At 48.0% G+C, this 12,834-nt stretch carries 14 protein-coding genes; 10 read left to right on the top strand and 4 right to left on the bottom strand.

Going from position 1 to position 12,834, the window contains the following annotated elements:
- Positions 1-87: 87 nt before the first annotated feature.
- On the top strand, positions 88-972 hold the full coding sequence (locus B5D52_RS07985; RefSeq protein ID WP_143149521.1) for a hypothetical protein: 885 nt from the start codon (positions 88-90) through the stop codon (positions 970-972).
- A 160-nt stretch (positions 973-1,132) separates the two neighbouring features.
- On the opposite strand, the gene B5D52_RS07980 is transcribed toward B5D52_RS07985, so the two are convergent.
- From B5D52_RS07980 to B5D52_RS07965, 4 genes are all read right to left on the bottom strand, one after another.
- Positions 1,133-2,083 carry a glutamine--fructose-6-phosphate aminotransferase gene (locus B5D52_RS07980; RefSeq protein WP_242825649.1) on the bottom strand — a complete coding sequence of 317 codons (951 nt, stop codon included), beginning with the start codon at positions 2,081-2,083 and terminating at the stop codon, positions 1,133-1,135.
- Complete coding sequence (locus tag B5D52_RS07975) at positions 2,080-3,192, bottom strand: amidoligase family protein (protein WP_016148222.1); 1,113 nt, start codon at positions 3,190-3,192, stop codon at positions 2,080-2,082. Before B5D52_RS07975 ends, B5D52_RS07980 begins: the two co-directional genes overlap by 4 nt.
- Positions 3,193-3,207: 15 nt before the next feature.
- A complete protein-coding gene (locus B5D52_RS07970) occupies positions 3,208-3,489 on the bottom strand; it encodes a DUF960 family protein (RefSeq protein ID WP_016148221.1) in 282 nt (93 codons plus the stop codon).
- Between the two features lie 88 nt (positions 3,490-3,577).
- Positions 3,578-3,847 (bottom strand): helix-turn-helix domain-containing protein, encoded by a 270-nt coding sequence (locus B5D52_RS07965; RefSeq protein ID WP_016148220.1) that lies wholly within the window; start codon positions 3,845-3,847, stop codon positions 3,578-3,580.
- Positions 3,848-3,977: 130 nt separating this feature from the next.
- Here B5D52_RS07965 and B5D52_RS07960 point away from each other — a divergent pair, with 130 nt between their 5' ends.
- From B5D52_RS07960 to cas2, 9 genes are all read left to right on the top strand, one after another.
- A complete protein-coding gene (locus B5D52_RS07960; protein WP_016148219.1) occupies positions 3,978-4,274 on the top strand; it encodes an HNH endonuclease in 297 nt (98 codons plus the stop codon).
- Between the two features lie 30 nt (positions 4,275-4,304).
- On the top strand, positions 4,305-4,505 hold the full coding sequence (locus B5D52_RS07955; protein WP_016148218.1) for a hypothetical protein: 201 nt from the start codon (positions 4,305-4,307) through the stop codon (positions 4,503-4,505).
- 397 nt (positions 4,506-4,902) lie between these two features.
- Complete coding sequence (locus B5D52_RS07950; RefSeq protein WP_016148217.1) at positions 4,903-7,053, top strand: CRISPR-associated helicase/endonuclease Cas3; 2,151 nt, start codon at positions 4,903-4,905, stop codon at positions 7,051-7,053.
- Between the two features lie 244 nt (positions 7,054-7,297).
- Positions 7,298-7,960 (top strand): type I-C CRISPR-associated protein Cas5c, encoded by a 663-nt coding sequence (gene cas5c / locus B5D52_RS07945; RefSeq protein ID WP_016148216.1) that lies wholly within the window; start codon positions 7,298-7,300, stop codon positions 7,958-7,960.
- Positions 7,957-9,744, top strand: coding sequence for a type I-C CRISPR-associated protein Cas8c/Csd1 (gene cas8c / locus B5D52_RS07940; RefSeq protein ID WP_016148215.1), 1,788 nt, complete (start codon positions 7,957-7,959; stop codon positions 9,742-9,744). The genes cas5c and cas8c overlap by 4 nt, the downstream gene beginning before the upstream one ends.
- 1 nt (position 9,745) lies before the next feature.
- A complete protein-coding gene (gene cas7c, locus B5D52_RS07935) occupies positions 9,746-10,639 on the top strand; it encodes a type I-C CRISPR-associated protein Cas7/Csd2 (RefSeq protein ID WP_016148214.1) in 894 nt (297 codons plus the stop codon).
- The gene (cas4, locus tag B5D52_RS07930; RefSeq protein WP_078689185.1) at positions 10,639-11,298 is read left to right on the top strand and encodes a CRISPR-associated protein Cas4; all 660 of its coding nucleotides are present in this window, start codon (positions 10,639-10,641) and stop codon (positions 11,296-11,298) included. Before cas7c ends, cas4 begins: the two co-directional genes overlap by 1 nt.
- Positions 11,295-12,326 (top strand): type I-C CRISPR-associated endonuclease Cas1c, encoded by a 1,032-nt coding sequence (cas1c, locus tag B5D52_RS07925; protein WP_016148212.1) that lies wholly within the window; start codon positions 11,295-11,297, stop codon positions 12,324-12,326. The genes cas4 and cas1c overlap by 4 nt, the downstream gene beginning before the upstream one ends.
- Before the next feature lie 7 nt (positions 12,327-12,333).
- A complete protein-coding gene (gene cas2, locus B5D52_RS07920; protein WP_016148211.1) occupies positions 12,334-12,624 on the top strand; it encodes a CRISPR-associated endonuclease Cas2 in 291 nt (96 codons plus the stop codon).
- Positions 12,625-12,834: the final 210 nt, after the last annotated feature.

Raw genomic sequence — 12,834 nt, 5'->3', positions numbered from 1 at the left:
TGTTTATTATTTTGTGCTCGTTTTTTGAATACTAGCAAACGTATACGGGGAAAAACACTACAAGATTTCGTAGTTGAGCACAGTCCTTTGAGATTTTCGGAAGTCACTTCATTTAATTATCGAACACCATCTCTGGAAAGATCAGAAATTGATAGGTTAAGGCAATATCGTAATCGTTTGTTATCTCAAGGAAAAATATATATTAAAGATTGCCAATGGAATGCAATTTCGAAAGATGCTGAATATGAGTGGAGATTTTATTATGATTTAGCAAAAGAGTCTTATGATGTGCAAGATGTGTTCAAACGGCAAAAAAATTTGTACTCGGACATCCGAAACACCATGAAATTTGTAGATCAAGATGGTTTCGAAGAGAAAATCACGGAGGCTTATAAAAAGTTTCGCTCTAAATTGAAAAAATTAGAGTATTCGAAATATGTAGAACTTCAAAAAGCCATCAAAACACGCATTTTGGATGACTTGGGATACTATGGAATCAATTTGTATCGCTTCGAGCGAAGAATGCGTCCGTATACTATCACGCATGAGGTTAAAAGGTTAGAAAAGTGCAATTCAGATGAAGAGGAAATACAGGCATTATTGAAAATGGTTTGGCTGGATGACGTGTGCTTTCCAAGTATCTATGAAAGACTTTTTGATTTGCCATTGCAAATAACGCAGATGTATGCGGAAGTCTTTTCGAAGTACTTGGAGCGTGCTGTAATATTGGGCTGTTTGATTCTGGATGAGCTTGTTGAGCAAGGCACTTTTGGTGATGCGTGGGAAAAGCTTTTTATTGATGTGAGCAATAAAATGGCAGAAACGGTGCTATATGATCCTGAAAAGATCAATTTCGAGATCACAGAGAAATCTCAACAGAAGTTTATGAGAATTCTTCACGCGAGCGTGCTTGTAGAAGTTTGTGCGGCATGTCATAGGGAGTTAGAACTGGAAGACTTGTTGATCGAATGAGATCAAGTGGACATGAAAAGGGCGATTTGGGTAAAGACAAATCGCCCTCTGTACGCAAAGAGTTAGTTGCAACTGTCGTCCTCGTCTTCCAGTAGGTCGATGATCTCACCGATCACGACCAGAATGGTCCCCAGACCCATAGGCTCATCTCCTCTCTTTATTAATAGTAAGCGCAAAGCAACTCGGCCGCGGCTTCGTGCAGCAGCGCCGGATTGTACAGCAGCTCCTCGATCTCGCACGGATCGTACCCCAAATCGAGCAGTGCCAGCACTTCATCTTCGGACACACCCATAGATTTCGCAGTCTGGATCAAAAGGTCGGTCTGTCCATCTATCGCCGCCGGCTCATCCACTTCGTCGAACCACGACAGCATGCGAAACCGAGGATGGCGCCAGAAGTGTTCCATGCTGTGATTCGGATTGAAATGCCCCAAACTGCACTGACCGGTTCGATCAATCTTCAAAATATCGCCCTCCTTGGTATGGATTGCTTCTCGGTGGTGCAGGCGCAGCTTGCGCATCGCCTGACGCAGAATTTCTTCGGTCGAGGCGTACAGGTAGAAGCCGTCGAAATCAAAGATTGCGAGCGGGTTGTCGCCGCGCACAAAGAACAAATTATCGTCCCGGTCGAGAAGCGTAAAGACAAAAGAACCCTGGATTTTCTCCGCCATTGCGCTGATGGTCGTGAAATCCAGGGTTTTCTGTTGTTCGAGCAGCTGTACGGCAACATAGCTGTCGGTCTGAATGTGGGTGTCCGGCAGATTCTCGGTCTGCCGGAGTGCTCTGTCGTTCCACAACACACCATTATGCGCCAGTGCAAAAGTTCCGGTCGACCAAGGGTGATTGTTGAAGTTGTCTGCCGGTCTGCCTTGGGTGGCAAGCCGGGTGTGTCCCATGACGACACTCACACCATTGGGCACATGAAACTTTAGCTTATGTGCGGCGAGCGGGCGTTTATAGACCTTGATGCTGCCGCCAAAGTTGTAGGCAATACCTGTCGCGTCAGTTCCGCGTACCTCACATTCTTTGCCAAGCACCTGCAAAATCCGGTTTTTTTGCCGTGTTGTTAAGGCGTTCTGGTAATCGATCAGTCCAAATAGGCTGCACATCATTCGTCCTCCTCGTACATAACAGGGTCGTTTTTGTAGAGATTTCGCTCCTTCAGATATTGAATGAGCTCGGGTTCATGAATCCGGTCAAGGAATCCGTGCCAAGACAGCTCTTGCAATTCCTCGTCGGGCAATAAAACAGCCACGTCGCAGATGGCATTGACCAGCTGTAACGTGGCAATTAAAGTGTTATATTTCAGCGTACCTCGGAAAATTCGGATCTCAACAGTATCCTCATTTGTCAGATTGACCGCGGTATAGCGTCCCGCACGGGAGTCCTTTGCCGACTCCATCACAGCTTTCGGCGATAATTTCATGCCATAGCGTGCCGCCCAGCGGTTGATCTGCCGCTCGGTGCGTCGGGAAAACCGCAGGAGCTCAGTCCAGAATTTCTCGACGAAGTAGAGCAGCCGCGCAATCGGCAGTTCCTGCTCCTGCTCGGTTTCTCCGAAAGCAGCGCGGGAGATATGGATGTGCAGGCCGCAGGTGGTAGTGCGGTGGCTGAGATATCCGAGTTCAACTGCCTTGCGCAGAACATTTTTCCATGGCATCTGTTCTAGGTGGTATTGCAAGGTCATCGGATGCGTGACCAGTTCCATGCCGCAATCCAGCGATCCGTCGCTTTTGATGTACAAATTCTGTGCGTCCTCGTTGGCAATGTTCAGGATTTCGCCAGCATTCTTGTGGCTCTTGCCATTGCCGTCGATCTCCAATTCGACACCGAAGAAGCGTTCGTTGCTGCGCTCTCCGTGGAAAATCAATCGCGGTGTGTAACTGTAATCGTGGATCGTCGCCTGCTGCAAACGAGCTTGCAGGCAGTCATAGCACAGCGGTTCGTCCTCATCGTCGTCCTCGTAGTAGGTATCGCTGTATGAAATGACGCGCCCACAGCGTTCACAGTGCGTATAATGCCGCTCGTAGCAATGCTCGCACAAAGTGATATTTTCGTCTCCGTGGTCGTCCGATAAGAACAGCCGCTCGCCACAACAATCACAGACTGTTGTGTATGTGTCCACACAATCCGGGCACAAAATCGTATCGGCTACCATCGTGCAGGCATCCACCGGGACTCGTTCGCCACAGCGCTCGCAAATGTAGGTTGTCTCTTCCATTTTCACAGCCTCCTTTTAGTATTCGTCTGCTAACAACATGGTCACGTGGCCAGGATCTTCGATGATGTAGACTTTGGCATCAACAGGCTGCTCGCCCGGAATCACAACAACGTGCTTATACTCCGGCTGTTCCTGAGCATGCTCAATGCGCTGGCGCTCGCCATCACAGGATAATCGGAAGATTTGCAGATAATCCCGCTCGGGCACTTCCATGCTGTCGCGCATGTACCACAACAGTATTTGTAGCCAAGGCGGAATGGTGGTCTGGATACCACGGGTGATGTAACGGGGTTTCATTTGGATCAGCTCCTTATAGAATAGTAAAAGCCGAAGGATTTCTCCTTCGGCTTCACTTCTATACTATATATTCGATTTTATTTGAGTCTTACTTTTTGGGTTCTTTTGAAAACATGCTGTGGCGAGAATGAAAGGTTTTAGATGGCGGCAGCATGGCTGCCTGATCGGTCAATCCCAGAAGATACTCCACATTGACCTTGTAAAACCGGGACAAACGGATCAAAAGTTCAATCGGGATCTCACGCACCCCATTTTCATAGTTACAGTATGTGTTCTGCGCAACCTGGAGATATTCTGCAACTTCCCGCTGGGTAATATCACGGTCTTCTCTCAGTTCTTTGATTCGATTTGGATACATGGGCAGCCTCCTTGTATCCATTGTAAAGATGCTGTACTCCAGCATTGACTTTTATCTCGTTTTGAGATAATATATGCTTGTAAGGTACAAATGATCCCGTACGTTTCCATGTACGAAAGAGGTGCAGCAGATGGCAAATTATCGTGATACTTATTTTGGCAACAACCCTGGTAATCATGGCTGGTATACCTGTGTTAGATGTGGTCGGAAACTGCGGCGCGGTGATGTGGATATCGATCATATCATTCCCCAAAGCAGAGGCGGTGCTGATGGAGAATGGAACCTGCAATGTATGTGCAGGCACTGCAACCGCTCCAAGCAGGATGACACGCGCGACACCGTGCCCGATCTCATCCGCAGTACCGGCCGTATTGTCTCTCGCGAGAGCAAGAAAACTCCTTTCTCGCGCTTTCTGTCCAAGAAATAATTCTCATTCACTACCAAGGAGAGGTTTTTTATGTCATTCTGGGAAAAAGCAAGTGCGCTGGGTCAAGCAGCATATGAAAAAGCAGAGAAGTTCAATGCGGATGTGGAGCATTGGATGGATATTTATCAAAACGAAGATGATGAGAAGCTCCTTAAGCTTACAAAAAGCTGTTCGAAAGCTCAAAACTTAGCGGCGCGTAAACTGTTGCAAGAGCGCGGCTACGATTTCTAACCCTATATTGTTTACCCAAATCTTTTTAAGCGGCTGCACCTCTTGTGCAGCCGCTTCTTTATTATAAAATATTGTCAAATTAAATGATTGTTACTGTTTGTGTATGTGCCAAATAGCATCTTACATGAAACCAAGTTTGAAATGCGTCTCATTCAAGAGTGCTTTATAGGATTGAAACAAAAAATGAGAATTGTTATAATGATTGTACATTATGCTCGAGATATCGAAGTTTATCCCGGGATTTTTATAACATATATTGCTCTGCATGCTTTGGTTATTAACATATTTTCATAGATTTTTCGTTTCAACAAAACAGGCTATTGCGCGTTAAGAAACTTTGTTATGTGACTTAGCTTCTCCTGATAAGTACTCTCGAAGCAGGAAGGATTGAATCTGCATGAAACCTTTTACAACATATCTGGCACATATTGCTGCAGATGGTCGAGAACAAACTATTTGCGACCATCTTGCTGGCGCAGCGCGATTGGCTCAAAATTTTGCGCAATCATTTCAAGCAGACGATCAGGGTGAATTGGTCGGAGGAATGCATGATGTCGGAAAATATTCTCAGGAATTTCAAAAACGCATACACGGAGACTCGCACCGGGTAGATCATGCAACCGCAGGAGCTTTTGAATGCTATCAGCGCGGTCAACCCTTTGCAGCATTTGCAATCGCTGGCCATCATGGTGGTTTGCCAGATGGAGGTGCACAGACGGACTGCGTGGATGCCGCTACTTTTTATGGACGTATGAAGCGTGCGATGCAAGGGAAACTTCCAGTGTATGATGCTTGGAAGCCAGAGATTAACCCACCACAAGCATATATTCCTGATTTCACCAGAAAAGGCCTGGCAGAAGGGATGTTTTTTACCCGTATGCTGTCTTCCTGTTTGGTCGACGCCGATTATCTGGATACGGAAGCGTTTATGACAGGGAACACAAGATCCTCAGATCGATGTGCTTCCATCGAACAACTATGGGACAGGCTATGCGCATATACTGCTGGCTGGTTTCCGCCTGTCCGGGAGATTAACCGTCAGCGCTGTGCCATCTTGGAGCGTTGTATCAAGGAAGGCGAAAATCGCAGTCGTGGGTTGTTTTCCCTTACCGTGCCCACGGGCGGTGGAAAAACCATCGCTTCGCTCGCGTTTGCTCTCTCTCATGCCAGACAACATGGGCTGGATCGTGTGATTTACGTTATCCCCTATACATCCATCATTGAGCAGACCGCTGCTGTGTTCCGAGAAGTGTTGGGCAGCGAAAATGTATTGGAACATCATTCCAATGTGCTATATGACTTGGAAGGTGAGGCAGACACACGGAATATTCATCTGGCACAGGCAACCGAAAACTGGGATATGCCAGTCGTGGTGACAACCGCAGTACAGTTTTTTGAATCACTTTATGCCTGCCGTTCTTCCCAGTGCCGCAAGCTGCACAATATTGCAAACAGCGTAGTGATCTTTGATGAGGCGCAGATGATGCCGGTTCCATATTTGCGTCCATGTGTCCATGCAATCGCTCAACTGGTCGCTCATTATCGTGTTTCTGCCGTGCTCTGTACGGCAACACAGCCCGCCTTGCAACCGATTTTTCAAGAATTTCTGCCCGATCACCCCATAACTGAGCTTTGCCCGCAGAGCACCTGTGAATGGGAGATCTTTCACAGAGTAACCTTTGCACAAGCTGGTGGGTTGGAATGGAGTGCACTGGCCAATCGGTTGAACGGGCATAAACAGGTTCTGTGCATCGTTAACACCAGAAAGGGTGCACAAGAATTGTTTACACGCCTTGCGGGCGACGGATGTTTTCATTTGTCAACTTTGATGCATCCGGCGCATCGGCGTGCGCAATTAACGGAAATCCGAAATCGTCTGATAACTGGCCGGACCTGCCGTGTTGTATCTACTTCGCTAATCGAGGCTGGTGTCGATGTGGATTTTCCTGCCGTTTACCGTGAGATTGCCGGATTGGATTCCATTCTTCAGGCTGCCGGAAGATGCAACCGGGAGGGAAAACGAGATGCCAAAGACAGTGTCGTGACCATTTTCCAAAGCGAGGAACGAACACCGCCCCTATTTTCAAAGTCAATCGGAGCCGGACAAGAGGTTATGCAAAAGTATGAAGATCTCATGTCCCGTGAAGCCATTCACGATTATTTCTGCCGACTGCTGGATCTAACAGGGACAGATGCGCAGGACAAGCAGAAGATCCTGCACAGAATACAGACTGAATTTTTCCCGTTCCGATCGATTGCACGGGATTTTCATCTGATTGATAACCAGACCAATACAATCTACATCCCCGTTGGGGACGGCGAAGGACTGATTGCGCGTCTTTTATCAGGTGAACATAGCCGGAATTTGTTCCGGCAGTTGGGACAATATGGGGTATCGGTTTATCAGCAGCACTTTGAAGCACTGGATGAAGCGGGTGCATTGGAAATCGTGTCGGATGGTACGGCTATTTTACGTGATTTGTCATTGTATTCTGAGCAGACCGGACTATCGCTGGAGCTTGACTTTGGGAAGGGGCTGTTCATATAAAATCAGAACCGGAGATACGGCGGTATCTCCGGTTCTGACCAGTTCGCTTCTATAAAATACTACATGTTTCAATCCACAGGCTCAACAACCTGACGATATTCATTATAGATACGAGTGCTTCCAAAGTCAATTAAATTATATATCTATAAAATATTACATGAAAATTTATATTGACATTTGTAATCTATGGGTTTATGATGAAATCAGAAATTCACAGAAATAAATTTGAGTGAGGTGAAATACTATGCCAATTCGTCTGGAAGTATGGGGAGATTACGCTCTGTTCACCAGACCGGAAATGAAAGTCGAACGTGTCAGCTATGACGTGATGACGCCTTCAGCTGCGCGTGGACTGATGGAAGCTGTTTACTGGCATCCTGGAATGAGGTGGAGCGTGGATCGGATTCATGTCTGCTCTCCCATTCGCTTTACCAATCTGCGGCGCAATGAGGTTAAGGCTACCGTGTCTGCACGTTCTGCCCGCACGGTGATGGAGCGTGGTACAGGGGATCTATATCTTTGCACACCCGAGAATATCCAGCAGCGTGCGTCCATGCTGCTGCGCGATGTACACTATGTGATCGAAGCGCATTTTGACATGACTGACCGCGCTGCACCAGGAGACAATCCGGGAAAATTTCAGGATATTATCAAGCGTCGTGTCCGGAAAGGACAGTTTTACCACCAGCCTTATTTCGGATGCCGTGAATTCCCGGTCAATTTCAAGTTGTGCGAGCAGATTCCGGACTGTCCCGAATCACTCAAAGGTGAACGTGATCTCGGGTGGATGCTGTGGGATATGGACTACACCGACCCAGAAAATATCCAGCCTATGTTTTTTCGCGCGGTACTGCGCGATGGTGTTCTGGATGTTCCGACACTGGAAAGTGGGGAGGTGCACCGATGATTTTACAAGCGCTGACCGATTACTATCGGACGTTGGAGGGGCAGGGGCAACTGTCCGCACCGGGCTGGAGTCCGGTCAAGGTATCCTTTGCTTTGTGTATTGACCAAGATGGTACACTTGAGCGGGTAATTTCTCTGCAAACCGAACAGATGAAGGGGAAAAAGACTGTTTTGGCACCGCAATCCATCATTCTTCCCGCCCCAGTCAAGCGCTCAAGCGGTATTGCGGCAAATTTCCTCTGTGATAATTCCAGCTATATATTGGGAGTGGACAATAAGGGAAAACCGCAACGCAGTGCAGAATGCTTTGCTGCCTGCAAAGCGCTGCACGAGGACATTCTAAAAGACATGAACTGTCCGGCAGCGGATGCAATTTTAGCCTTTTTCCGGACTTGGAATCCTGAACAGGCAGCGGTACATCCAGCTTTGACTGAGTACTGGGAGGATATCATGGCGGGAGCCAATCTAGTTTTCCGCTTCGACGGTACATTTATCCATACCGATCCTGCCGTCCGTCAGGCATGGAATACATATTATCAAACAGCTGATGATGGACCAGAAATGGTCTGTCTGGTTACCGGCGAAAAAGGCCCTGTGGAACTGGTGCATCCATCGATCAAGAATGTACAGGGAGCGCAGTCAAGTGGAGCGGCTGTGGTGTCGTTTAATGCACCTGCATTCTGTTCTTATGGAAAAGAGCAAAATTTGAATGCGCCAACCAGTAAATATGCGGCGTTTGCCTATACGGCAGCACTCAATCATCTGCTCACTGACCGTGATCATGTGTATCGTATGGGCGATGCGACCGTCGTTTGTTGGGCCAAGGGCGGCGGTGACGCGTATCAGAATCTGTTTGGCTGTGCCTTTTTCGGTCAGCAAACCTCTTATACTCTGACCGATATTCAAGGTACGCTGAAAAATCTCTGTGCCGGTCAGACAGTAGAGTTTGAAGCTGAGCGTTTGGATCCGAATATGGAATTCTATGTACTCGGTCTGTCACCCAACGCAGCACGACTTTCGGTACGATTTTTCCTGCGCAATACTTTCGGCGCATTCCTCCAGAATGTACAGGCACATCAAGAGCGTTTGGAGATCGTAAAGCCCAGCTTTGACAAATTCGATACCATCCCGCTCTGGAAGCTGCTATACGCAACGATTCGCAGTCAATCAAAGTACGAACCAAATTTATATGAGGAGGCCAGAGCGCAGTTGGACAAGAATGTTTCGCCTGTCATGGCTGGTGAAACTTTACGTGCTGTTTTGATGAATACGCGATATCCGGAATCTCTGCACAATGGTGTTGTTTTGCGCATACGAGCAGAACGGAATATTACTCGAAGCCGTATTGCGATCTTAAAAGCTTATATGCTTAAAAAATATGAAAATCTCCCTCAGTTTGGATCAATAGCAGAGGTGTTTACTATGAATTTAAATGAATCGTGCATAAATCAAGCATATGTGTTGGGGCGACTGTTTTCTGTTATGGAAAAAATACAGCTAGCATCAGCTGATTGGAAAATTAGCCGTACAATCAAGGATAGCTATTTCAATTCAGCCGCCAACACGCCTAAAATTATCTTTTCCAGACTGTTTCCGCTCAGCGAGGCACATATGAAGAAGTTAATGCGAGATAAACCGGGACTTGCAACAACATTGAATCAGGAGAAAAAAGAGTTGATTTCTAAAATCACGCAGCCTATTCCGGTAAGGTTCTCTCCGGATGCAATTGATTGTTTTTATATTGGTTATTACCATCAGGATATGAAAAAAAAGGAGGAAGAATAAAATGCCCGAACCGATCAAGAACCGTTATGAATTTGTAATCCTGTTTGATGTGGAAAATGGCAATCCCAACGGAGATCCGGATGCAGGAAACATGCCGCGTGTCGATCCCGAAACCGGTCTGGGACTGGTCACCGATGTTTGTCTCAAGCGTAAAATCCGCAATTATGTAGAAACCATCAAGGAGGACGCGACTGGCTATCGTATCTATGTTAAGGATGGCGTGCCGCTCAACCGCAGTGATGCTGAGGCGTATGCGGAACTGGATGTGACCGAAAAGACGGTCAAGGACAAAAAGAAAAACGATCCCGATCTGGATTGCAAGATTCGGGACTGGATGTGCAAAAACTTCTTCGATATCCGTACTTTTGGCGCGGTTATGACCACCTTTGTCAAGGCTGCACTCAACTGCGGACAGGTTCGCGGACCGGTACAGTTGGGCTTTGCCCGCAGTGTTGAGCCGGTTGTGCCGCAAGAAGTAACTATTACCCGTGTGGCCATCACAACCGAGGCTGATGCAGAGAAGAAGGGCACCGAGATGGGACGCAAGTACATCATTCCTTATGGTCTCTATCGCTGCGAGGGCTATATCTCTGCCAATCTAGCACGCAAGACGACCGGATTTTCCGAGGAAGATCTCTCACTGTTGTGGGAAGCCATCCTCAATATGTTTGAGCACGATCACTCTGCTGCCCGGGGCAAGATGGCTGTACGCGAGCTGATTGTATTCAAACACGACAGCGAGCTGGGCTGCGCTCCGGCGTGGAAGCTGTTTGAGGCAGTGAAGATTGCCCGAAAGGATGACAACGGTCTGCCTGCACGTTGTTATCAGGATTATACTGTCACTGTCGATCAGGATGCTCTGCCGTCCGGTGTTACCTGCACGCGCATGGGGTAATCTATCGTGAGGAGGATTTCCTCCAGCTGTCAGGCATTCAGCATTTTGCCTTTTGCCGCCGCCAATGGGCGCTTATCCATGTAGAAAAACAGTGGAAAGAAAACCTGCGCACGACAGAAGGGCAACTGATGCACGCGCGTGCACATGATGCCAGCCAACGCGAGCGCAGGGGAAATACCCTGATTGTGCGGGGGCTATCGATTGCATCGCCTATACTGGGGTTATCCGGACAATGTGATGTTGTAGAGTTTCGTGCCTGCGAAGGCGGCGTTCCCTTGCAGGGAGAAAACGGCAGATGGCAGCCGTATCCCATCGAATATAAACGCGGAGAACCCAAGGAAAATGATGCAGATGCCCTGCAGTTATGCGCACAGGCCATGTGCCTGGAAGCAGCTTTGTGCTGTACGATTTCGGAAGGCGCACTCTTTTACGGTAAAACCAAGCGCCGGATGACCGTTTCCTTGGATGATAAGCTGCGAGAAAAAGTGCGTCGGATGACGGCGGAAATGCACGAACTGGCGCGGCGCGGCCATACGCCGAAGGTAAAACCCTCCAAATCCTGTAACGCCTGTTCGCTCAGGGAGCTTTGCCTGCCGGCGCTCATGCGCAAAAAATCTGTACAGGACTATTTGGGAGAGGCGATGGAGGGAGACGAATGAGACATCTGCTCAATACTTTGTTCGTCACGTCGGAAGATATCTATCTGACGCTGGACGGAGAAAACATAGTCGCCAATCGGGACAAGACGGTCATTGCCCGGTATCCGCTACATACACTGTCGGGGATTATCTCGTTCTCCTATCCCGGCGCGTCTCCAGCTCTTATGGGCGCCTGTGCGCAGCGTGGTATTGCGCTATCGTTTTGCACGCCGCGCGGACGGTTTCTGGCACGGGTAACCGGAGAAGCGAATGGAAATGTGCTGCTGCGACGCGCTCAATACCGTGCCGCAGACGATCCAAATCAGAGCTGCCGTATTGCACGAACCATGATTTTTGGAAAAATCCATAATGGAAGATGGAGCGTTGAACGCACCCGCAGAGATCATGCACTTCGTGTGGACGCTGAACGCCTGAAAGTAGTATCTGATCAGATGAAGGCGCTTCTTCCGCAAATTTTGCAGGCGGGAGATCTGGAACAGCTGCGCGGCTTAGAGGGTGTGGCTGCGAATGCCTACTTTGGTGGGTTTGAAGAGATGATCTTAGGCGATCGGGATACCTTTGCCTTTGATAAGCGCAGCCGCAGACCGCCGCTCAATCCGACCAACGCTCTGCTTTCCTTTGTGTATAGCTTACTCTCGTATGACTGTGCTGCGGCATTGGAAAGCGTGGGATTAGATTCCTATGTAGGTTTTTTGCACCGCGACCGACCGGGACGCAGTTCATTAGCGCTTGATCTGATGGAAGAGCTGCGTCCCTGCGTGGCAGATCGCTTCGTACTGACACTCATCAATAACCGTATTTTGAAGGAAGAAGATTTTGTCCGGCAGGATAACGGTGGAGTGTTTTTGCGCGATGACGCACGGCGCACCGTTCTGAAACGGTGGCAGGAGCGAAAAAAAGAGACGTTGACGCATCCCTATCTGGGAGAAAAAATTCCTTGGGGGTTGGTTACTTATCTGCAGGCGCTGCTGCTGGCTCGATACCTGCGTGAAGATCTGGATGCATATCCGCCATTTTTGTGGAAGTGAGCAAAAAATGTTAGTACTGATTACATACGATGTGAATACGGAGGATGCTGCCGGAAGAAAGCGATTGCGGCAGATTGCCAAACAATGTGTCAATTATGGGCAGCGGGTGCAGTGTTCGGTTTTTGAGTGCCTGCTGGATGCCGCCCAATGTAAAATGCTGCAAGCAAAACTCTGTGCGATCATGGACCCGGAAAAGGATAGTTTACGGTTTTATTATTTGGGTAATCGATATGATCGAAAGATCGAACATTTTGGCTGCAAACCCACTTACCAGCCTGAGGGACCATTACTGTTGTAAAAGGTGCGAACGTTAAGCGATCAGAAAATCCTTGAGAGGTTCGCACCGCAAAATCGCAGCTATATCTTAAAATCATAACGCGAACAAGGGGGACGATACATCAAATATTGATTATAGATCCTCGTGATCTGGATAAATCATACAAATTTACAAATATAGTTTTAGCTATATTTGCTGTCGCTCCCCGCATGGGGAGTGTGGATTGAAATG

The organism is Butyricicoccus pullicaecorum DSM 23266 (genome assembly GCF_900167005.1).
GTDB lineage: Bacteria > Bacillota > Clostridia > Oscillospirales > Butyricicoccaceae > Butyricicoccus > Butyricicoccus pullicaecorum.
Note: the sequence above shows the minus strand (reverse complement) of the source record. Positions and strands in the feature narration are given on the sequence as shown.

Excerpts from the sequence above, each read along its gene's own strand:
- B5D52_RS07980 (WP_242825649.1), bottom strand. The coding sequence starts at position 2,083 with ATGATGTGCAGCCTATTTGGACTGATCGATTACCAGAACGCCTTAACA.
- B5D52_RS07975 (WP_016148222.1), bottom strand. The coding sequence starts at position 3,192 with ATGGAAGAGACAACCTACATTTGCGAGCGCTGTGGCGAACGAGTCCCG.
- B5D52_RS07970 (WP_016148221.1), bottom strand. The coding sequence starts at position 3,489 with ATGAAACCCCGTTACATCACCCGTGGTATCCAGACCACCATTCCGCCT.
- B5D52_RS07965 (WP_016148220.1), bottom strand. The coding sequence starts at position 3,847 with ATGTATCCAAATCGAATCAAAGAACTGAGAGAAGACCGTGATATTACC.
- B5D52_RS07960 (WP_016148219.1), top strand. The coding sequence starts at position 3,978 with ATGGCAAATTATCGTGATACTTATTTTGGCAACAACCCTGGTAATCAT.
- B5D52_RS07955 (WP_016148218.1), top strand. The coding sequence starts at position 4,305 with ATGTCATTCTGGGAAAAAGCAAGTGCGCTGGGTCAAGCAGCATATGAA.
- B5D52_RS07950 (WP_016148217.1), top strand. The coding sequence starts at position 4,903 with ATGAAACCTTTTACAACATATCTGGCACATATTGCTGCAGATGGTCGA.
- cas5c (WP_016148216.1), top strand. The coding sequence starts at position 7,298 with ATGCCAATTCGTCTGGAAGTATGGGGAGATTACGCTCTGTTCACCAGA.
- cas8c (WP_016148215.1), top strand. The coding sequence starts at position 7,957 with ATGATTTTACAAGCGCTGACCGATTACTATCGGACGTTGGAGGGGCAG.
- cas7c (WP_016148214.1), top strand. The coding sequence starts at position 9,746 with ATGCCCGAACCGATCAAGAACCGTTATGAATTTGTAATCCTGTTTGAT.
- cas1c (WP_016148212.1), top strand. The coding sequence starts at position 11,295 with ATGAGACATCTGCTCAATACTTTGTTCGTCACGTCGGAAGATATCTAT.
- cas2 (WP_016148211.1), top strand. The coding sequence starts at position 12,334 with ATGTTAGTACTGATTACATACGATGTGAATACGGAGGATGCTGCCGGA.